Here is an 18,842-nt window from a genome sequence, read left to right as displayed (position 1 = left end):
TGGAGCCCCCATCCGTATATCGGGAGTCGGGCGAGACCGGTTGAGGGCGGCACATGCGGACTCAGGCACCGGCAAACCCCCATCGATGTCCGAGCTACCGGTAGACTGGAAGCAATCCCGCCCCGATCGTGGGGACCGCCCGGGAAAAGCTGAGCAACGCTGATCAAGGCTTATCAACGCAACATGCCGCAGCCGCTCCGGCAACCCGCCGCCGAGCCAGGCTCGTGGTGTGCCAGAAAGGGCGCTTCGTGGCCGATTCCGGCAACCCCAACGAGAACATCCCGTCCACCGACACCGGTGCGAAGAACGAGGCGACCGCCCTCAACGGCGAGATCACCGCTTCGTACGACGCCAGTGCCATCACCGTCCTCGAGGGTCTGGACGCGGTCCGCAAGCGACCCGGTATGTACATCGGTTCGACCGGCGAACGAGGGCTGCACCACCTGGTGCAGGAGGTCGTGGACAACTCCGTCGACGAGGCGCTGGCCGGGCACGCGGACACGATCGACGTGACGATCCTGGCCGACGGCGGTGTCCGGGTCGTCGACAACGGCCGGGGCATCCCGGTGGACATCGTTCCCTCGGAGAACAAGCCGGCCGTCGAGGTCGTGCTGACCGTGCTGCACGCGGGCGGCAAGTTCGGCGGCGGCGGATACGCGGTCTCCGGCGGCCTGCACGGCGTCGGTGTCTCCGTGGTGAACGCCCTGTCGAGCAGGATCTCCGTCGAGATCAAGCGTGACGGCTACCGCTGGACGCAGGACTACAAGATGGGCGTCCCCACGGCCCCGCTGGTCCAGCAGGAGGCCACGGAGGAGACCGGGACCACGGTCACCTTCTGGGCCGACGCGGACATCTTCGAGACCACCGAGTACTCCTTCGAGACGCTTTCGCGGCGTTTCCAGGAGATGGCGTTCCTCAACAAGGGCCTGCGGATCAACCTCGCCGACGAGCGCGAGTCGGCGAAGGCCACCGCCGGGGCGGACGAGGCGGGCGAGGACGAGAAGTACGAGGTCAAGGCCGTCTCGTACCACTACGAGGGCGGCATCGTCGACTTCGTGAAGTACCTCAACTCCCGCAAGGGCGACGTGGTGCACCCCACCGTGATCGACCTCGAGGCCGAGGACAAGGAGAAGCTCCTGTCCCTCGAGGTCGCCATGCAGTGGAACAGCGGCTACACCGAGGGCGTCTACTCCTTCGCCAACATCATCCACACGCATGAGGGCGGTACGCACGAAGAGGGCTTCCGCGCGGCGATGACCTCGCTCATCAACAAGTACGCGCGCGACAAGAAGCTGCTGCGGGAGAAGGACGACAACCTCACGGGCGACGACATCCGCGAGGGTCTGACGGCGATCATCTCGGTCAAGCTGAGCGAGCCCCAGTTCGAGGGCCAGACCAAGACCAAGCTCGGCAACACCGAGGTGAAGACCTTCGTCCAGAAGGTCATCTACGAGCACCTCGCCGACTGGCTGGACCGCAACCCCAACGAGGCCGCGGACATCGTCCGCAAGGGCATCGCGGCGGCCACCGCGCGCGTGGCGGCCCGCAAGGCCCGCGACCTGACCCGCCGCAAGGGTCTGCTGGAGTCGGCGTCCCTGCCGGGCAAGCTCTCGGACTGCCAGTCGAACGACCCCATCAAGTGCGAGATCTTCATCGTCGAGGGCGACTCCGCCGGCGGCTCGGCCAAGTCCGGCCGGAACCCGCAGTACCAGGCGATCCTCCCGATCCGGGGCAAGATCCTCAACGTCGAGAAGGCGCGCATCGACCGGATCCTGCAGAACCAGGAGATCCAGGCGATGATCTCCGCGTTCGGCACCGGCGTGCACGAGGACTTCGATATCGAGAGGCTCCGCTATCACAAGATCATCCTGATGGCGGACGCCGACGTCGACGGCCAGCACATCAACACCCTGCTGCTGACGTTCCTGTTCCGCTTCATGCGGCCGCTGGTCGAGGCGGGGCACGTGTACCTCTCCCGTCCCCCGCTCTACAAGATCAAGTGGGGCCGGGACGACTTCGAGTACGCGTACTCCGACCGCGAGCGCGACGCGCTGATCGAGATGGGCCGCCAGGCCGGCAAGCGTATCCGCGAGGACTCCGTCCAGCGCTTCAAGGGTCTCGGCGAGATGAACGCCGAGGAACTGCGCATCACCACGATGGACCAGGAGCACCGCGTCCTCGGCCAGGTCACCCTGGACGACGCCGCGCAGGCCGACGACCTGTTCTCCGTCCTCATGGGCGAGGACGTGGAGGCCCGCCGCCAGTTCATCCAGCGCAACGCCAAGGACGTCCGCTTCCTCGACATCTGAGTCGGTCTCAGCTGACCGCACCAGGAAGGACCTTCACCAGCAATGACCGACGAGAACACTCCCGTCACGTCCGAAGAGAACGACATCGTCCTGCGTGTCGAGCCCGTCGGGCTCGAGACGGAGATGCAGCGTTCGTACCTCGACTACGCGATGTCCGTCATCGTCTCGCGCGCGCTGCCGGACGTCCGTGACGGGCTCAAGCCCGTCCACCGCCGCGTGCTGTACGCCATGTACGACGGCGGCTACCGGCCCGAGCGCGGCTTCTACAAGTGCGCGCGCGTCGTCGGCGACGTCATGGGCAACTACCACCCGCACGGCGACTCCTCGATCTACGACGCGTTGGTCCGCCTCGCGCAGCCGTGGTCGATGCGGATGCCGCTGGTGGACTCCAACGGCAACTTCGGCTCCCCGGGCAACGACCCCGCGGCGGCCATGCGGTACACCGAGTGCAAGATGGCGCCGCTGTCGATGGAGATGGTCCGCGACATCGACGAGGAGACCGTCGACTTCAAGGACAACTACGACGGCCGCTCCCAGGAGCCGACCGTCCTGCCGGCCCGCTTCCCGAACCTGCTGATCAACGGATCGGCCGGTATCGCGGTCGGCATGGCGACCAACATCCCGCCGCACAACCTGCGCGAGGTCGCGGCCGGCGCCCAGTGGTACCTGGAACACAACGAGTCGTCGAACGAGGAGCTCCTCGACGCGCTCCTCGAGCGCATCAAGGGCCCCGACTTCCCCACCGGCGCCCTCGTGGTGGGCCGCAGGGGCATCGAGGAGGCGTACCGGACGGGCCGCGGCTCGATCACCATGCGCGCGGTGGTCGAGGTCGAGGAGATCCAGAACCGCCAGTGCCTGGTGGTCACCGAGCTGCCGTACCAGACCAACCCCGACAACCTCGCGCAGAAGATCGCCGACCTGGTGAAGGACGGCAAGATCGGCGGCATCGCGGACGTCCGTGACGAGACGTCGTCCCGCACCGGCCAGCGCCTGGTCATCGTGCTCAAGCGGGACGCGGTCGCCAAGGTAGTCCTGAACAACCTCTACAAGCACACCGAGCTGCAGACCAACTTCGGCGCCAACATGCTGGCGCTGGTCGACGGTGTGCCGCGCACGCTCTCCCTGGACGCGTTCATCCGCCACTGGGTGAACCACCAGATCGAGGTCATCGTCCGCCGTACGCGCTTCCGGCTGCGCAAGGCCGAGGAGCGCGCGCACATCCTGCGCGGCCTGCTGAAGGCCCTGGACGCCATCGACGAGGTCATCGCGCTGATCCGGCGCAGCGACACCGTCGAGATCGCGCGCGGGGGCCTGATGGGCCTCCTGGAGATCGACGAGATCCAGGCCAACGCGATCCTGGAGATGCAGCTCCGCCGACTGGCGGCACTGGAACGCCAGAAGATCGTCCAGGAGCACGACGAACTTCAGGCGAAGATCAACGAGTACAACGAGATCCTCGCCTCCCCGGTCCGCCAGCGCGGGATCGTCAGCGCGGAACTGGCCGCGCTCGTGGAGAAGTACGGGGAGGACCGCAAGACGAAGTTGATCCCCTACGAGGGCGACATGTCCATCGAGGACCTGATCGCCGAAGAGGACATCGTCGTCACGGTCACGCGCGGTGGCTACATCAAGCGCACCAAGGCCGACGACTACCGGGCCCAGAAGCGTGGCGGCAAGGGGGTGCGGGGCGCGAAGCTCAAGGAAGACGACATCGTCAACCACTTCTTCGTGTCCACCACGCACCACTGGCTGCTGTTCTTCACCAACAAGGGCCGGGTCTACCGGGCGAAGGCGTACGAGCTGCCCGACGCCGGCCGGGACGCGCGCGGACAGCACGTGGCGAACCTGCTGGCCTTCCAGCCGGACGAGTCGATCGCCCAGATCCTCGCGATCCGCGACTACGAGGCGGCGCCCTACCTGGTTCTCGCCACCAAGGCCGGTTTGGTGAAGAAGACGTCGCTGAAGGATTACGATTCGCCGCGTTCGGGCGGTGTGATCGCGATCAACCTGCGAGAGCAGGAGGACGGTGCCGACGACGAACTGATCGGGGCCGAACTTGTCTCGCCAGAAGATGATCTACTACTGATCAGCAAGAAGGCGCAGTCGATCAGGTTCACCGCGACGGATGAGACTTTGCGGCCCATGGGCCGTGCGACTTCAGGCGTAAAGGGCATGAGTTTCCGCGAAGGGGACGAACTGCTCTCGATGAATGTTGTTCGACCCGGTACGTTCGTGTTCACTGCCACAGACGGCGGGTACGCGAAGCGGACCGCTGTCGACGAGTACCGCGTCCAGGGTCGTGGCGGCCTCGGTATCAAGGCCGCCAAGATCGTCGAGGATCGTGGAACTCTCGTCGGTGCGCTGGTGGTCGAGGAGACCGACGAGATCCTCGCCATCACGCTGTCGGGCGGTGTGATCCGTACGCGGGTCAGCGGGGTCAGGGAGACGGGCCGTGACACCATGGGCGTCCAACTGATCAATCTGGGCAAGCGCGATGCCGTGGTCGGCATCGCCCGTAACGCCGAGGCGGGACGCGAGGCGGAGGAAGTCGACGGCGACGTGGCCGTGGACGAGACCGATGAAGGTGCCGTGACCACCGGCACGGCCGAGGGTGAGGCGCCCTCGGCCGAGTAGCACGAGGAGTGAGTCAGCGTGAGCGGAGCCACGGGCGCCGGACCGACCGGTACCAGCACGGGTGCGGACGGCGGTGGCCGTGGCTCTGCCGCGCGGGCGACAGATCCGCACACGACCAACCTGAAAGCGATCAAGTCGCCCGGCAAGGACTCGCCTTCGTCCGACAGACAGGGATCCCAGGGGGGGACTGTGACGGACACCCGAGGCCAGCAGCAGAGCGCGCCCGGACAGGGCGCCGCTGCTCACACGGCCTCACCGCTGCCGGGGGAACGGCAGCCGCAACAGCAGGCGGGGCCGTACCACCCGCCGCAGGCCTACGCCGCGCAGGACGCCACCACGGCAGGGGGCCAGGCCGGCGCGGTGCGCCGGCCGCGCACCGGGGCGCGCACCGCACCGCGCGTGCGCAAGGCGCGCCTGAGGGTGGCCAAGGCCGACCCCTGGTCGGTGATGAAGGTCAGCTTCCTGCTCTCCATCGCCCTGGGCATCTGCACGATCGTCGCCTCCGCGGTGCTGTGGATGGTCATGGACGCGATGGGCGTCTTCTCCACCGTCGGCGGCACGATCTCCGAGGCGACCGGCTCCAACGAGTCGAACGGCTTCGACCTCCAGTCGTTCCTGTCGCTGCCCAACGTGCTGCTGTTCACGACGATCATCGCGGTCATCGACGTCGTCCTGGCGACGGCCCTGGCGACTCTCGGCGCGTTCATCTACAACCTTTCCGCGGGCTTCGTGGGCGGCGTCGAGCTGACGCTGGCCGAGGACGAGTGAGCGGCGCTCAGCGCTTCCCCGGCCTGCTCCGACGGCCCTTCGACAACCGATTTTGGGACTGCCCCGGTCGTGCGCTAATCTTCAGGAGTCAGCGCGCGGGACATACACCGCAGAGCGCGGCGGGGCTATAGCTCAGTTGGTTAGAGCGCATCCCTGATAAGGATGAGGCCACAGGTTCAAATCCTGTTAGCCCCACATCATCGCGAGACCCCCGGTCGATATGGCCGGGGGTTTTCGGCGTTTCCGGGGCTTCCGTGTCCGTGCCGTGTGCGGTGCGCGGTGCGCCGGGTCTGGTGTGCGGTGGCGGTGCGGCCGGAGTGGCTCATTCGCTGGTGGGGACGGGGCGTCCGTGGCCGGCGTCGAGGGCGTGAGCGTGGCCGGTGCGGTCGTGAGGGCCCTGTGTTCCGCCTGGACTCGTTCCCGCCGTCCCGCTCCGTGCCGTCCATCGAGTTCCGTCGTGTCGTGAGGGCGTGGCTTGGATGTTTCCCTCCGCGTCCTTCGCCGCTGTGGCAGGGGGCCGGTGAGCGTGCTGGGCCCCTGCGCCCTGATGATCCGGTGGGCTGGGCTGGGCGTGGGCTGGGCGTGGCAAAGCCCGGCTGCTCGTGTGCGAGCTGCCGGGCTGTTTTTCGCGTGCCGTTGGGGCTGTACGCGAGTTCGCCGGGACTTCGGGGGAGCCGGAACGGCACGGAAGGGGTGCTGTGGGGCTCCGGGGCTCAGCGTTGGAGCGGGACGCGGCCCCTGGGGGATTCCGCCGGGGGCGGGCTGTCGTCGTCGGAGCAGGGTGTGGAGGTGGCCGGATCAGAGGCCGGGGCCGGGGCCGGGTTCGCGAGCGGGCGGTGGCGGCAGCCGGGAGAGGCGCCGTGGGCCTCCGCGCGGATGCGCTGTTTCATCGTGGGGGGCAGGGCCCTCGCATGGGACCAGGGCCGGACGGACGTCGCCGGCGCCGTCGTGTCCGAGGCGCTCTCGCTGTTGCGCGTCGTCTCGGTCTGGGGTACGGCCGCGGAGGCGGTCGTGGTGACGAATCCGAGCGCCGTGCACAGCGCGAGGAAGGCGGTGACGATGGCGGTCCACAGCTTCATGACCTTGTTCCGGGCCATGGCCCCTCACTTTCGGGTCGGGCGATTTGCGTACTTTCCTCATGATGTGTATGTGGGCCGCGAAGTGGTGGACCTCCGTACGTGGCGCGTCGATGTTCAGATGAACACCACTCGGATGGGCGCAAGTGGGGCGAAAAGCGGAAGATCGTGGAGAGAGGTGGCTGAAATCACCCACCGTGCAGGGGTGATCACCCTCCGGACCAGTTGATGTTCTCTGCTTCTACTGCGCAGCTCAGGAGGGGAGTTGACGGGCCGACGCAGGTCACCGATCGGTCTCGGTCGGTGTGTATAGTCGGGCGCCAGAGGTCCCCTACGTCAAGAAAGACGAGGTCGCGCGGTGAAGAAGCTTCTCCTGGTCGCACTGGCCGCCATCGGCGGGCTCCTCGTGTACCGCCAGATCCAGGCGGATCGCGCCGAGCAGGATCTGTGGACGGAGGCGACTGACTCCGTGCCCACGGGTTCGTGAGTACCGACATACGACGCTGAACAGACCCCGGCCGCGCTCGCGGCCGGGGTTTTGTGTGTGGTGGGGCCTTGCCGACGGACCTTGTCCGCGGGGCAGGATGGTCACGGTGCGACGTCCGGCGACGACGAGGAGTGGCGCGTGAGGGCACGGCGGTGTACTGCGTGGGGACGGCGTGCACGGGCGGGGAGGAGAGGCCGGGCCCCGGCCGCCGGACGCGCGGGAGTGGTGACGCTCGCGGCAGTGCTCCTGACGGGCATGCCGGGCCTGCCCGCGGGGCAGGAGGCGGCCGCCGCAGGGGCTCCTGGGACGTATGCCTTCGACGAGAGCGCACCGCGCGTCGAAGGAGCGCTGAGCACCGCGGACGCCGTACGGCTGGAGACCGGCCGCACCTATCGGAGCACCCTCCCGGCGAACGGCCCGGTCCACTACCGCCTGGAACTCGACGACACATCGAACGTCTATGCCTCCGCCACCGCCGTCCCGCCGGGCGGCGGCAGCGCCGCTGTCATCGACGGCGTCAAGGTGTCCGTACAGGACGGTGACGGCCGCTCCTGCGACGTGGACACGGCAACCTTCGGCGCTGCCGCCAGCCCGCACCCGGTCGCCGCGTCGGCCGTGCGCGAGATCTCTCCCAGACGGTCCCTCTGCAAGGACGCCGGTACGTACTACGTGACCGTCGAACGCGCGGATCCGGACGGGAAGGGCGCCTCCCCCGACGCCTGGGAGCTGGAGCTCACCACCGTGTCGGAACCGCGGCCGGCACAGGCCGGAGCGACGACCGCGCCGGAGGCGTGGAACTCCGCCTCGCCCGAGCCCGTCGCCGGGGAGGCCCGACGGCGTGCCGGCGGCACCGGTTTCACCGAGGCCACCCCTCTCGGTGAGGGAGTCTGGCGGGACGACATCCGGCCGGGCCGGACACTCTTCTACAAGGTCCCGGTCGGCTGGGGCCGGCAGTTCAACGTCACCGCCGAACTGCACAGTTCGAGCTCGGGCGGTACCGGGTTCGTGCCCGCGGCCCTGGACCTGGACCTCTACAACCCCGTACGCGGACATGTCGCGGACGTGGGCGTCGGCTACGACGGCAGACAGAAGTCGGGCAGCCTCTCCCCGCTGCCCCACGTCGCGTACGCCAATCGCCACGCACCCAACAGCCGGGTCGCGGCGATGCGTTTCGCCGGCTCCTACTACCTCGTCGCACACCTCGCGGAGAAGGTCGCGGACGACTTCGGCGACGGGCCCGTCCCGCTGACGCTGCGGGTACGGGTGAGCGGGACGGCACAGGACGGGCCCGAGTACGCGGGGGAGCCCGTGCCGTCGGACGTCTTCGCGGCCGGCGAGCAGGACCGCGAGACAGTGGCGGACGGGCAGGAGGCGGGTCGGGCGGGCAACGACGACACCGCGATGACGGCGCTCGCGGTGGGCGGTATCGGCACCGGCAGCGCACTGCTGGTGGGCCTCGGAATGTGGACCGTGGCGGCTCGGCGGAGAACCGCCTCCCCGGGCCGGGAAGGAAGTTCCTGGGACGGCGGTCCGCGGGACGGCAGGGGCTTCAGATCCGGGTGAGCGCCCAGAACCCCACGGCGTAGCAGGCCAGGGCCAGGAGCAGGAGAGGGACGGCCACCCGCGCAGGAGGGCCGGGGCGGCGACGGCGTCTACTGCCCCCTCCGTGCCGTGGACCGGCCCTGCCATGAGACGGGGCCCCATGGACCCCGGCGGTGTATTCGGCGGTGGAGGGATCGGCGCGGTGCGACACGGGTCGGGGACGCGCGGACGACCGGGGCAGGGGGGAGCGCAGCGGATGAGTGGGGTCGTGAGGGGATACGGGGGACACGTGCCCGGCATGGGCGACCTGCGGCTGCGCGCTGTACGGCGGCTGGGACAGCCCCGGTGTCCGGGACTGTGCCGGTAACGGAGCCTGTGGCTGCGCCGGTGGCGTGTGGGCGTGACGGGACGGAGCGGGCGCGGGGGAGGGCGTCGGGGCCTGGGGCGGTGGCAGGTGGAAGCTGCCGGTGTCCGACAGGGAGGGCGGCTGCGACGGGACGGACGGTGCCGGAGGAGGGACGGCATCGGGGCCGGAGGCGGGCGTCCGGGTGGCGCGGGGGGTGGAATGCGGTGCCGGGGCGGTGCCCTGGCGCGGGTCGGGAGAAGCGGTGCCGCCGCCCGTGGAGGACGAACCGGATGACGCCGGAGCGCTGTCACCTCCGGCGAAGGACCGAAACACCGGACCTGCCGGTTCGGCGGCCGCCGGTACGGCGCCCGGCGCTCCGGCATCTGCCGCCGGTCCGGGGACTCCTGGTCGGGCGTCCCCCCGGCTGCCCGTCTCCTCACGCTCCGGAGAGCGGCCCTCCGCTCCGGGACGGCCCCGACCCCGGCCCGTGCGCACACCCGAGGTCGCTTTCAACGGGCCGTCGGGGCCGAAGCCCGGGGGGAGCGGACCGAGTTGGTCGAAGATCTCGATCACTTCGTCGTCGGGGCCGGGTTCCGGCAGCAGCTCCCTCGCCGCCGCCAAGGCTTTGCGCGCCCCCGTGGCCGTACGGAACCGCGCCTGCGGGTCCGGCTGCAGCAGAGTGGCCACGACCTGCCACAGCGGCTCGGGGACGCCCTGGGGAGCCCCGGGCGTCCCGTGTTCGGCGAAGTACTGGATGAGGGCCTTGGCGTCCGGCTTGGCGCCCTCCAGCAGGTACAGCGCGACCAGGCCCACGGCGAACAGGTCTGCGGGGAAGTCCGGTTCGGAGCCCATCATCTGTTCCGGCGCGAGATAGCCGGGTGTGCCCACCACCAGGTCGGCCTCGGTCAGGCGGGGCTCTCCGAGCCGCATGGCGATGCCGAAGTCGGACAGCCGCAGCCGTGGCGTGCCCGTGCCGGTGGCCTCCAGGAGGATGTTGGCGGGCTTGATGTCACGGTGGACGACGCCCTCCGTGTGCACCGCGGTGAGTCCCGCCAGGAGCTGGTCGAGCAGGGTGCTGACGAACACCGGCGGCAGGGGGCCGTAGTCACCGATGAGATGGACCAGGGAACCTCCGCCGACCAGGTCCATGGTGAACAGAACCTTGTCGTCGTCGGCGGCCCAGCTGGTCGGGGCGAGCACATGGGGGTGGTCGATCCGCAGGGCCTGCTCGCGCACGAAACGGAGCAGGGAGTGGGCGTCGCTCTGCAGCAGGACCTTGGCGGCCGCGTAGCGGCGGCGACGGTGGTCCCAGGCACGCCAGACGGCACCGACACCTCCGCGCCCGATCGGGTCGGCCAGTTCGTACCGGCCGGCAAAGACCTCACCCATGGCTGTGCGTCGCTCCTCCCCCCCAGCGGTGCCGTGCCCGGCCCTGCCCCTTACCCCTTCTGCCTCACGCCGACTGCTTCCCCTCGACTGCTTCCCCCGTGACGAGCGGTTCGACTCCCCCCAGCCGTCCCTCCCGCGTTTCCGGCCGCCGGACCCCCTCCGGCGGCCGGGATCTCAGCTCTGGTGGGACTGGTAGTGCGTGACCGCGTCGGAGGTACGGCCGGCACCGTAGACCCGGAGGAACTCTGCCAGTTCGGGGTGGGTCGGGGCGAGGGTGTCGGCGGCGTCGATGATGTCACCGGCGGCCGCCACCGAGCGCAGCAGCGACTGGATCTCACGCACCACCCGCTTGACCGTGGGCGCACCCGAACTGCTCGTCGTCTGCGTGGTGTTGCTGAGTACCGAGCCGCCCTGCGACTTCTTGATCTCCTCCATGCGCTCGGTCGCCTCGGCCGCGCTGACGCTTCCGTCCGCGACCTGTCCCGCCAGGTCCTGCAGCAGTTGCACCCGCTGGACCACCGCGGGATTGCCGATCTTCGCCCGCTGGCCGCTCATCAGCTGCGACAGCATCGGAGCGGACAGTCCCAGGACCCCCGCGAGACGAGCCTGGTTGAGGCCGAGATCGTCTATGAGCTTACGGAAGAGCGCCCCCAGCGGCTCCCCGTACCAGTTCCGCTGCAGTTCCCGCGCTCTGGCGGTGGCTTCCTGCTGTGCGGCGTCCATTGCGTCTCCCCATCGCTTCCCCAAGAACCGTGCTTCGCTGTAGCGAACCACGCCGAGCATCTTACGGAGAGTGGTCGGTCAGGGGGACCCCCAATCCTTTTTGCGGAACCCCCCGGGTGACCCGGTACTCTGGTTCCGGCGCCCACCCGGATGTCCTTCTTCCTGGTGGACGCTCTGTCCACGGGGCCTTAGCTCAGTTGGTAGAGCGCTGTCTTTGCATGGCAGATGTCAGGGGTTCGACTCCCCTAGGCTCCACTCCAGGTCACAGGCCTTTTCAGGGGTCCTCCCACGGGAGGGCCCCGGGGTCGCAGTACACATTCAGTACACATGCTCAGCGATCTTCCCTCGTGGCCATGTAGCGGCTGACGGCCGTTGCCACGTCCCGCAGAGCGTCCCGGTGGGCGCGCTCGCGGTCCAGGCGGTCGGCCACCTCGTCCAGCCGGTCGGGGAACAGATGCCCGTAGGTGTCCAGCGTCATCGCTGCGGACTTGTGCCCGAGCATCGTCTGTACGACCTTCACGTCCGCGCCGCTCGCGATGCTCAGCGACGCTGCGGTGTGCCGCAGCTTGTGCGGGGTCACGCCGGCGCCTGCCAACCCCGCGGCCTTCACAGCCGGGTTGAACACGCGGGTACGGAAGTTGTCCCCGTACAGCGGTCCTCCCCCAGGGGCCGTGAACAGCAGCTGCTCCGCGGTGCGGTCCTTGGTGACCTTCCCCAGCTCGAGGGCCAGTGACCGCAGGATCGGAACCTTCCGACGCTCGTGCGTCTTCGGCATGCCGAGAATCAAGCCGCCGCGCGTCTTCTTGTAGGCCTGCCGCACCGCGAGTCGCCGCGCGCTGATGTCGACGGCGCCGACGGTCACGGCGGACACCTCACCCCAGCGCAAGCCTGTGTAGGCGAGCAGCAGGACGAGCAGCCGGTACTCATCGGCGGCCTCCGCGATCCGGTCGACCTGGGCGTGCGTGAGGTAGACGTGATCCTTCGGGACCGGGCGGGGGAGCGGGACGCCGGCCGCCGGGTTCGCGGCGATACGCTTCGCCCGGACCGCATGCCCGAGCACGAGGGACAGCACCAGGTGGACCTTCTGGATACGGCCGGGACCAACCTTGCGGCAGCCGTGGGAGCCCTCCGCGAGATGGCCCACCCACTCGGCGATGTCCTCCCACTCGATGCGGCGGACCTGGTAGTCGCCCCACCGCGGGTCGACGTGCACGCGCCACGTGTCCAGGTACGTCTCCCGGGTGGTCGGCTCCAGGCCGCCCAGGGTGCCCTTCCACTTCTCGTAGACGTCCCGCAGCGTCGCTTTCCCGGCGGAGGCGTCCCGGTACGAGCCGTCCCGCATCCGGGCTTCGACCTCGTGCACGTGGTTCTCAGCCTCGGGCAGTTTCGCGAACGTCGCCGACTTCGGCATGCCGTCGGGGCCGTACCAACGGACCCGCCAACGGCCGGGCGGCTGGCGCTTGCTGCCGGCCTTCTTCGCGGCCTTCCACCGCTCGATGGCCGCCTGGTATTCGGCGTGCTTGGCACGGTCCTCGATCCAGACCCTAGCCATCGTCCCCCCCGCCCTCTCGCTTGAACCGGTAGCGGTTGGTCCCCTCCACGCGCTCGATCCCAGCTGTGCGCCTCAGCCGGTCGCCGAGGTTGCGATCCGCACCGCCCGCCTCTTCCTCGTCCTCCAGGTCGACGAGCCAGTGTGGACGGCCGTAGAGGCGGTAGAGCATGTGTGCTTGGTACGCCGCGTGCCCGGATGCCGGATCGTCCAGTGTGTCGCGACCGTCCACCCACTCCCATGCCTTGAGCGCGGGAACCGCGCGGCTGCGGCCCGTGACCTCGATCTCCGCAAGCGGCTCGGTGTCCACCGGCAGCAGCAGCCCCGACGGCGCAACGTTCAGCGCGACCGCGAGGGCGATGAGGTCGCCGACGTCCACCCGGCGCTCCCCTCGCTCGATCTTCGCGAGGGCGGACGGGGAGACAGGCCGGCCTCCGTCCTTCAGCTTCTTGGCCAGTTCATACGTCGACCAGCCGCGCGATTCGCGGACACGGCGCACGTTCGCAGCGACGGTGAGGCCGCTCGGGTCAGTGATCCGGGTGGGGGTGCGTGAGGGCTGCGTCATGGCGCTCAGCTTAGGCGCCGGACGAATCTTCAACCGTCCCGGTTGGTCTGCTAGTGTCCTTGGCATGCGTCGACTGTAGACGCACTTGAGTCTCTAATCAACTCATGCGAGGTGGAAAGTGGCAGACGTAAGGCTGACCCCCCGGCAGTTGGCGGAGGAGCTGGGCGTGAGCACGCGCACCCTGGCCAACTGGCGTTGGTCGGGTATCGGCCCGCGCTACACGAAGCTGGGGGACGGACGCGCCGCGCGCGTCCGCTACCGGCGCACGGACGTCGACGCGTGGCTGACGGCACGGGAGTGCGGGGACGCGGCATGACGACCGAAAAGACGAACGCCCCCGCGGCAACGGGGGCGAACGAGGAAGACCAGCTGATGACCGGGTCTTCCGACACCGTAGCGCAACAGCGGGCCGCCGACACGCCTCTCGACGGCGCCCTGTGGCTCGTCCGCCACGGCTTCGCCGTCTTCCCCACCGACCATCCCGGCCTTGACCGGTGCGCGGGCATCGGGCAGGGCCACGACCCGGTCACCTGCACCGACCGGGGCAAGCACCCGTGCGTGCCCTTCACCCGCGCGCACACCCTCGACGAGGACCAGGTCCGCCGCACGTTCGGGGAACGGCTCCGTAACGTCGGCGTGGCTATCGGCGCCGTCGACGGCCCGGACGGCGCCCGCCTCCTGGTCGTCGACTCTGACCGCCCGGGAGCCCTTGAGGACGCCGCCGGCGCCTTCGGCCACCGGTACACGCCGACGATGCGCGTCACCACGGCGAAGGGGCACCACGACTACTACTGGTCGCCCGGCAGTCTCCAGCTCGGCAACGGGCTCGGTGCACTGCGCGGCAAGTTCGACGGGGACGTGCGCGGCCCGCGTGGGTACGTCATCGGCCCCGGCTCCGTCCACGCCACCGGCGTGATGTACGAGCTCGTCGACCCCGAGCAGCCGCCCGTGCCCGCCCCCGCCTGGCTGCTCACCGCCCTACAAGCACCGGCCGCACCGCCCGTACCGCGGCCCGCCGGCGCCCCGCCCCGCGAGGGCGGCGGCGCCCTCGTCGGCCTGGTGCGCTCCGTCCTCAACGCCCGTCAGGGCAACCGAAACAGCTGCCTGTACTGGGCAGCCTGCCGCGCGTTCGAGCACGCCAGGAAAGCGCAGCTCGACGCGCGCGCGGTCGCCGGTGCTCTGGTCGACGCGGCCACCCATGCAGGACTCACTGAGGCGGAGGCGCGCACGACGATCGCCTCCGCCTACCGATCGGCCGGAGGCACCCCTTGAACGAGCACGACCAGGCCGAGGAGATCTTGCGCAACGCGGGGATCACGCTGGACGAGCCGCAGCCTGCCCGGTCCCTGCGGATCACCCGCGCCTCGGACATCGAGCCGGAGCCCGTGGTGTGGGCGTGGCTCGACGAGGGCGAGGGCCGCATCCCCGCCGGCACCCTGACCGTCGCCGCCGGACGCGAGGGCACCGGCAAGTCGTCGTTCGGCATGTGGATGGCCGCGCAGATCACCCGCGGCACCCTGCCCGGCAACTTCCACGGCCGCCCCCGCGCCGTCTTCTACGTGGCCATCGAGGACTCGTGGAAGCAGACCATCGTGCCCCGGCTCATCGGGGCCGGCGCGAACCTCGACCTCGTGTACCGCGTCGAAGCGGTCGAAGCCGAGTACGGCGAGACGACGCTGAGCCTGCCGCAGGACAACAGCCTGATGGAGAAGGCCATCGCGGAGCATGACGTCGCCCTGGTCGTCCTCGACCCGCTCATGTCGTGCATCGGCAAGGGCATCGACACCCACCGCGAGCGGGACGTGCGCACCGCCCTGGACCCGCTCGCCCGCATGGCCGACCGCACCGGCGCCGTCCTGCTCGGCATCGCCCACTTCAACAAGGGCTCCGGCACCGACCCGGCGTCGCTCATCACCGGCTCGGGCGCGTTCAAGAACGTGCCCCGGGCCGTGTTCGGCTTCGCCCGCGACGACGACAACGACTGTCGGGTGATGACCCAGGCGAAGAACAGCCTCGGGCGCGCAGACCTGCCGTCGCTCTCCTACAACATCCTGTCCACCGAGGTGCCCACCCGCACCGGCATCGCCTACGTCGGACGGTTCGTGTTCACCGGCCAGTCGACCCGCTCCGTCGACGAGATCCTCGCCGCCGGATACGAGACCGACCGCGGCGAGCGCGACGATGCTGCCGAGTGGCTGCGCGGCTACCTGATGGACCAGGGCGGTGAGGCGCCCGCGAAGGACGTGAAGAAGGCCGCCGCCGCCGACGACATCTCAGAACGGACGCTGCAGCGCGCCATGCGAAAGGCCGGCGTCGTATCCGCCCGAGCCGGGTTCGGGAAGGGCGCCGTCTGGCGTATCGAGGCACTGACCACCGACACGCAGAGTGACACCGGTTCGGCAGTCGCGCCACAGTCGCGCCATTCGCGCCAACCCTCAGACCCTGGCGCGAATGGCGCGACTGATGGCGCCACTGGCGCGACCGGCGAAACGGCATCACAGAACGTGACCGGTGAAACGGCGCGCTGCACCGTGTGCAGGGACCCGCTCGACCCCTTGCACGCCGCCAATGGAGAGACCACCTGCCCCTCTTGCTTCGACCCGCTCGACCGAGCCTGAAACGGAAGGAACGCCATGCCCGAGGAGACACCGGCCACCGGCCGCAGGGTGCCCCTGCGGTTCATCAACGACGACGGCCGTTCCGTCGTCGCCACGAACACCGACCGCACCGAGCACTGGGAGGGCGACCCCGACGACTGGGCCAGCCTCCCCGCGGACACCGTCGACCACTGGGACGCCACGTGCTGGCTCCCCCTGGACACGGCCGGAGAGGCCGGCCGACCCGAGATGCTCCCCATCCCCCTCAACCCCGGGGGTGCCCAGTGAGCGACATGACCCCCGAGCAGGAAGCCGAGTTGCTCCAGGGCCGCGCCGATGCCGCGGGCCTCGCGCTCGCCTGGGCCGACAACCCCGACGGGGCGTCCGCCATGCTCGCCACCGTCACGTTCGGCGAAGCGGCACGGCTGCTGATCTCCCTGTGCGGCACCGTCGCCGACATGGTCCGCATCGGAGACAAGGCCACCGCGGGCGAGCACGTCCAGCCGTCCGCGCGCGAGCAGTTGGCCGCGCTCATTGAAGCCGCCCACCAGGGCGTGCGAGACTGATCACGAGCCCCTGACGGGCCGGTCCGCCATCGCCTGCGAGGCGCCCGCGTAGACCGCCGTCAGGGGGGCTCAGCCCCACGACGCGAAGTCGTGTGAGGCCGCCGCTGCCAGGCTTCCGCCGGCCGCCGCGAAGCCCTCAACGCCGCCCCGTGGTGGAGAGAACCAGCACTCCACACCGAGGCCGCACGCTGCGGCCGGAAACGGACTCTCATGCCCACGCTGCGCGAGCAGTTCAACACCGTCATCGACCGTGTCCGCGAGATCGCAGAGAAGGCCCAGGCCGAGGGCCGCAACTTCACCGAGGAGGAGGTGAAGGAGATCGCCGAACTCGACGTCAAGGCCGAGGAGCTGGGAGCCAAGGTGAAGGCCGCCGACGACGCACAGGCCACCGCCGCCAAGCACGCCGGCCGAGGGAAGGACAGCCACATGAAGGCCGGACAGCCCGACGGCCTGGCCCGCGCCTTCACCGACGCCATCACCCAGCGCGGCATGACCCACGGAGAGAAAGCGCTGCTCCCCACCTCCGGCTCCGTCATGCTGCCCGTCGACATCGGCACCGTCGTCCTGCCCTACGCCTCCAACGGGCTCGCCCAGGTCATCAGCAGCATGGAGATGAGCGGGGGCGACGCCTTCACCTACATGCGGCAGACGGCCCGCACCCACAACGCGGCCACCGTCCCCCGGGGTACCCAGAAGCCCACCTCCCCCTACTCCCTGGAGAGGGTCCCCGGGCAGGTCATGACCCTGGCCCACCTCTCCGAGGAGATCCCCAAGCAGTGGCTCGCGGACATGCCCGCCCTCCAGGACTTCCTCCGCTCCGAGATGACCGCCGGCCTCCAGCTGGCAGCGCACTCGGTCATCCTCAACGGCGGCACCGCCGAGGACGGCACCGCGGTCGCCGGACTGCTCGGCACCACGGGCGTCCGCACGCAGGCCTACGCCACCAACCCGCTCATCACCACGCGCAAGGTGCTCACCACGCTGCAGCTCGCCGGGGAGAAGCCGACCGCGTGGGTCTTCAACCCGAGCGACTGGGAGACCATCGAGCTGCTGCGCAACGAGCAGGACCAGCCCGAGATGCCGGGCACGCCGACCGGCCGCGCACCGCTCCAGCTGTGGAGCGTGCCCGTCGTCCTGGACGCCGGCATGGAAGCCGGGACCGGGCTCGTCGGCGACTGGTCCACCGTCACCCTGCTCACCCGACAGGGCGTCAAGATGGACTGGTCCGAGGCTGGCCCACTGTTCGAGAAGAACCTCGTGAAGTTCCGCGCTGAGGCGCGCATCGGCGTCGCGTTCAAGCGGCCCGGAGCGCTCGCCACGGTCGACCTGACGGCCGTCTGATCCTGCGTCGGGTCCCCCGGGGATAGGGAGTCTCAGTCTTCAGACTGAATCGTCGGGGGCCCGGCGCTGTCAGTGAAGCGCGTGCGTGAACAGAATGATTTAGGGGGGGTCCCCGGCCGACTGCGGCCCGGGGACCCCCCTTCGGCGTAGTGAGCGTGCGTGCACAGAGCTGACGGCGCCGGGCCCCCTGGCGTTCGCTCCGACGATCTGGCCTCCCCTACCCCTCGTCGGGGGCGACGACGAACGTGCCCTTGTTCGGCAGCGTGACGACCAGGCCGCGGTCCCGGAGTTCCTGGACTGCCCGCCGGGCGGTGCCCGGGGCGACGCCGTACTGAGCGCCCATGTCCCGCTCGTTCGGCAGACGCGCCCCGTGCGGGAGCCGAGCAGATCGGATCTCGGCTTCCACTTCGTTGGCAACGCGCACGTAGACGTAGACGAACGGGTCTTCGCTCATGCTCCGGAACGTAGGGCGGCACCCCGTGACAGGCACCCGTAGGTGGCACCATGTGGCCGTATGGGGTGCCCTGTGGTGGCCTATAGCGGTACGGTCCCATCAGCGGAAAGCCCCCGCAGCCTGGCCGGGCTCGGGGGCGTGGACGACTGGTTGGAGTCGACATGGACGAGCGTACCCAGACCCCCGCGGCATCGACAGGCACCTACCGGGCCGGGCCCGCCGGGCTGGCCTACCGGGCGCTGCTGGAACACACGCAGCAGTGCGAACAGTGCGTGGACGACGTCGGGCAGTGCGCGACGGGCAGGGCGCTGGTGCGCACCCTGCGGGAGGCAGCACGCGGGAAATGAGACTCCGGTCCGGCCGCTGAAGCTTCCCCCGGGCGGTGCGGTCGGGCCGGGCATGGCAACGGCCCCCGTCCTCGAGGACGGGGGCCGTTGCCGTGGGCGGGGTCAGATGCAGGGGAAGTGCGACGGCGGGTAGTGGCCGGCGCAGTTGG

At 69.8% G+C, this 18,842-nt stretch carries 18 protein-coding genes and 2 tRNA genes; 14 read left to right on the top strand and 6 right to left on the bottom strand.

Going from position 1 to position 18,842, the window contains the following annotated elements:
• Positions 1-248: 248 nt before the first annotated feature.
• From gyrB to OHB56_RS21290, 4 genes are all read left to right on the top strand, one after another.
• Entirely contained in the window at positions 249-2,309 is a 2,061-nt protein-coding gene (gene gyrB, locus OHB56_RS21305; RefSeq protein ID WP_326753715.1) for a DNA topoisomerase (ATP-hydrolyzing) subunit B, read from the top strand.
• Between the two features lie 42 nt (positions 2,310-2,351).
• Complete coding sequence (gyrA, locus tag OHB56_RS21300) at positions 2,352-4,943, top strand: DNA gyrase subunit A (protein ID WP_326753714.1); 2,592 nt, start codon at positions 2,352-2,354, stop codon at positions 4,941-4,943.
• Between the two features lie 18 nt (positions 4,944-4,961).
• Positions 4,962-5,711 (top strand): DUF3566 domain-containing protein, encoded by a 750-nt coding sequence (locus tag OHB56_RS21295; protein WP_326753713.1) that lies wholly within the window; start codon positions 4,962-4,964, stop codon positions 5,709-5,711.
• A 121-nt stretch (positions 5,712-5,832) separates the two neighbouring features.
• Positions 5,833-5,906 (top strand) — tRNA-Ile (locus OHB56_RS21290).
• A 518-nt stretch (positions 5,907-6,424) separates the two neighbouring features.
• On the opposite strand, the gene OHB56_RS21285 is transcribed toward OHB56_RS21290, so the two are convergent.
• On the bottom strand, positions 6,425-6,808 hold the full coding sequence (locus OHB56_RS21285) for a DUF6344 domain-containing protein (RefSeq protein ID WP_326753712.1): 384 nt from the start codon (positions 6,806-6,808) through the stop codon (positions 6,425-6,427).
• A 337-nt stretch (positions 6,809-7,145) separates the two neighbouring features.
• Between OHB56_RS21285 and OHB56_RS21280 the strand changes: the two genes are divergently transcribed.
• Positions 7,146-7,274, top strand: coding sequence for a DLW-39 family protein (locus OHB56_RS21280; protein WP_003999697.1), 129 nt, complete (start codon positions 7,146-7,148; stop codon positions 7,272-7,274).
• Between the two features lie 225 nt (positions 7,275-7,499).
• Positions 7,500-8,837: a hypothetical protein gene (locus tag OHB56_RS21275; protein WP_406355046.1), complete on the top strand. Its 1,338-nt coding sequence runs from the start codon at positions 7,500-7,502 to the stop codon at positions 8,835-8,837.
• On the opposite strand, the gene OHB56_RS21270 is transcribed toward OHB56_RS21275, so the two are convergent.
• Entirely contained in the window at positions 8,824-10,551 is a 1,728-nt protein-coding gene (locus tag OHB56_RS21270; RefSeq protein WP_406355044.1) for a serine/threonine-protein kinase, read from the bottom strand. The genes OHB56_RS21275 and OHB56_RS21270 overlap by 14 nt on opposite strands.
• 174 nt (positions 10,552-10,725) lie before the next feature.
• Positions 10,726-11,274: a hypothetical protein gene (locus OHB56_RS21265; RefSeq protein ID WP_055594761.1), complete on the bottom strand. Its 549-nt coding sequence runs from the start codon at positions 11,272-11,274 to the stop codon at positions 10,726-10,728.
• Between the two features lie 182 nt (positions 11,275-11,456).
• Between OHB56_RS21265 and OHB56_RS21260 the strand changes: the two genes are divergently transcribed.
• Positions 11,457-11,529: transfer RNA gene (locus tag OHB56_RS21260), tRNA-Ala, on the top strand.
• Positions 11,530-11,605: 76 nt separating this feature from the next.
• On the opposite strand, the gene OHB56_RS21255 is transcribed toward OHB56_RS21260, so the two are convergent.
• Positions 11,606-12,826: a tyrosine-type recombinase/integrase gene (locus OHB56_RS21255; protein WP_406355042.1), complete on the bottom strand. Its 1,221-nt coding sequence runs from the start codon at positions 12,824-12,826 to the stop codon at positions 11,606-11,608.
• A complete protein-coding gene (locus OHB56_RS21250) occupies positions 12,819-13,388 on the bottom strand; it encodes a helix-turn-helix domain-containing protein (protein WP_406355040.1) in 570 nt (189 codons plus the stop codon). Before OHB56_RS21250 ends, OHB56_RS21255 begins: the two co-directional genes overlap by 8 nt.
• Before the next feature lie 118 nt (positions 13,389-13,506).
• On the opposite strand from OHB56_RS21250, the gene OHB56_RS21245 reads away from it, so the two are divergent.
• From OHB56_RS21245 to OHB56_RS21220, 6 genes are all read left to right on the top strand, one after another.
• A complete protein-coding gene (locus tag OHB56_RS21245; RefSeq protein ID WP_406355038.1) occupies positions 13,507-13,704 on the top strand; it encodes a helix-turn-helix transcriptional regulator in 198 nt (65 codons plus the stop codon).
• Positions 13,701-14,660, top strand: a complete 960-nt coding sequence (locus OHB56_RS21240) for a bifunctional DNA primase/polymerase (protein ID WP_406355036.1) — start codon at positions 13,701-13,703, stop codon at positions 14,658-14,660. Before OHB56_RS21245 ends, OHB56_RS21240 begins: the two co-directional genes overlap by 4 nt.
• Positions 14,657-16,006 carry an AAA family ATPase gene (locus OHB56_RS21235; RefSeq protein WP_406355035.1) on the top strand — a complete coding sequence of 450 codons (1,350 nt, stop codon included), beginning with the start codon at positions 14,657-14,659 and terminating at the stop codon, positions 16,004-16,006. The genes OHB56_RS21240 and OHB56_RS21235 overlap by 4 nt, the downstream gene beginning before the upstream one ends.
• 15 nt (positions 16,007-16,021) lie before the next feature.
• A complete protein-coding gene (locus tag OHB56_RS21230; RefSeq protein ID WP_406355033.1) occupies positions 16,022-16,273 on the top strand; it encodes a hypothetical protein in 252 nt (83 codons plus the stop codon).
• Between the two features lie 5 nt (positions 16,274-16,278).
• Positions 16,279-16,551, top strand: coding sequence for a hypothetical protein (locus tag OHB56_RS21225; protein ID WP_406355032.1), 273 nt, complete (start codon positions 16,279-16,281; stop codon positions 16,549-16,551).
• Positions 16,552-16,761: 210 nt separating this feature from the next.
• Entirely contained in the window at positions 16,762-17,892 is a 1,131-nt protein-coding gene (locus tag OHB56_RS21220; RefSeq protein ID WP_406355030.1) for a phage major capsid protein, read from the top strand.
• 217 nt (positions 17,893-18,109) lie between these two features.
• Here OHB56_RS21220 and OHB56_RS21215 read toward each other — a convergent pair whose 3' ends face one another.
• On the bottom strand, positions 18,110-18,346 hold the full coding sequence (locus OHB56_RS21215; protein ID WP_406355028.1) for a GntR family transcriptional regulator: 237 nt from the start codon (positions 18,344-18,346) through the stop codon (positions 18,110-18,112).
• Between the two features lie 161 nt (positions 18,347-18,507).
• Here OHB56_RS21215 and OHB56_RS21210 point away from each other — a divergent pair, with 161 nt between their 5' ends.
• The gene (locus OHB56_RS21210) at positions 18,508-18,693 is read left to right on the top strand and encodes a hypothetical protein (protein WP_406355026.1); all 186 of its coding nucleotides are present in this window, start codon (positions 18,508-18,510) and stop codon (positions 18,691-18,693) included.
• The last annotated feature ends 149 nt before the right edge of the window (positions 18,694-18,842 follow it).

The sequence above is a fragment of the Streptomyces sp. NBC_01635 genome (assembly GCF_045209715.1).
Classification (GTDB): domain Bacteria; phylum Actinomycetota; class Actinomycetes; order Streptomycetales; family Streptomycetaceae; genus Streptomyces; species Streptomyces hirsutus.
This window is presented reverse-complemented; position numbering and strand designations above follow the sequence as displayed.

Coding starts and splice junctions, on each gene's coding strand:
- gyrA (WP_326753714.1), top strand. CDS start 2,352: ATGACCGACGAGAACACTCCCGTCACGTCCGAAGAGAACGACATCGTC.
- OHB56_RS21285 (WP_326753712.1), bottom strand. CDS start 6,808: ATGGCCCGGAACAAGGTCATGAAGCTGTGGACCGCCATCGTCACCGCC.
- OHB56_RS21270 (WP_406355044.1), bottom strand. CDS start 10,551: ATGGGTGAGGTCTTTGCCGGCCGGTACGAACTGGCCGACCCGATCGGG.
- OHB56_RS21265 (WP_055594761.1), bottom strand. CDS start 11,274: ATGGACGCCGCACAGCAGGAAGCCACCGCCAGAGCGCGGGAACTGCAG.
- OHB56_RS21255 (WP_406355042.1), bottom strand. CDS start 12,826: ATGGCTAGGGTCTGGATCGAGGACCGTGCCAAGCACGCCGAATACCAG.
- OHB56_RS21250 (WP_406355040.1), bottom strand. CDS start 13,388: ATGACGCAGCCCTCACGCACCCCCACCCGGATCACTGACCCGAGCGGC.
- OHB56_RS21240 (WP_406355036.1), top strand. CDS start 13,701: ATGACGACCGAAAAGACGAACGCCCCCGCGGCAACGGGGGCGAACGAG.
- OHB56_RS21230 (WP_406355033.1), top strand. CDS start 16,022: ATGCCCGAGGAGACACCGGCCACCGGCCGCAGGGTGCCCCTGCGGTTC.
- OHB56_RS21225 (WP_406355032.1), top strand. CDS start 16,279: ATGACCCCCGAGCAGGAAGCCGAGTTGCTCCAGGGCCGCGCCGATGCC.
- OHB56_RS21220 (WP_406355030.1), top strand. CDS start 16,762: ATGCCCACGCTGCGCGAGCAGTTCAACACCGTCATCGACCGTGTCCGC.
- OHB56_RS21215 (WP_406355028.1), bottom strand. CDS start 18,346: ATGAGCGAAGACCCGTTCGTCTACGTCTACGTGCGCGTTGCCAACGAA.
- OHB56_RS21210 (WP_406355026.1), top strand. CDS start 18,508: ATGGACGAGCGTACCCAGACCCCCGCGGCATCGACAGGCACCTACCGG.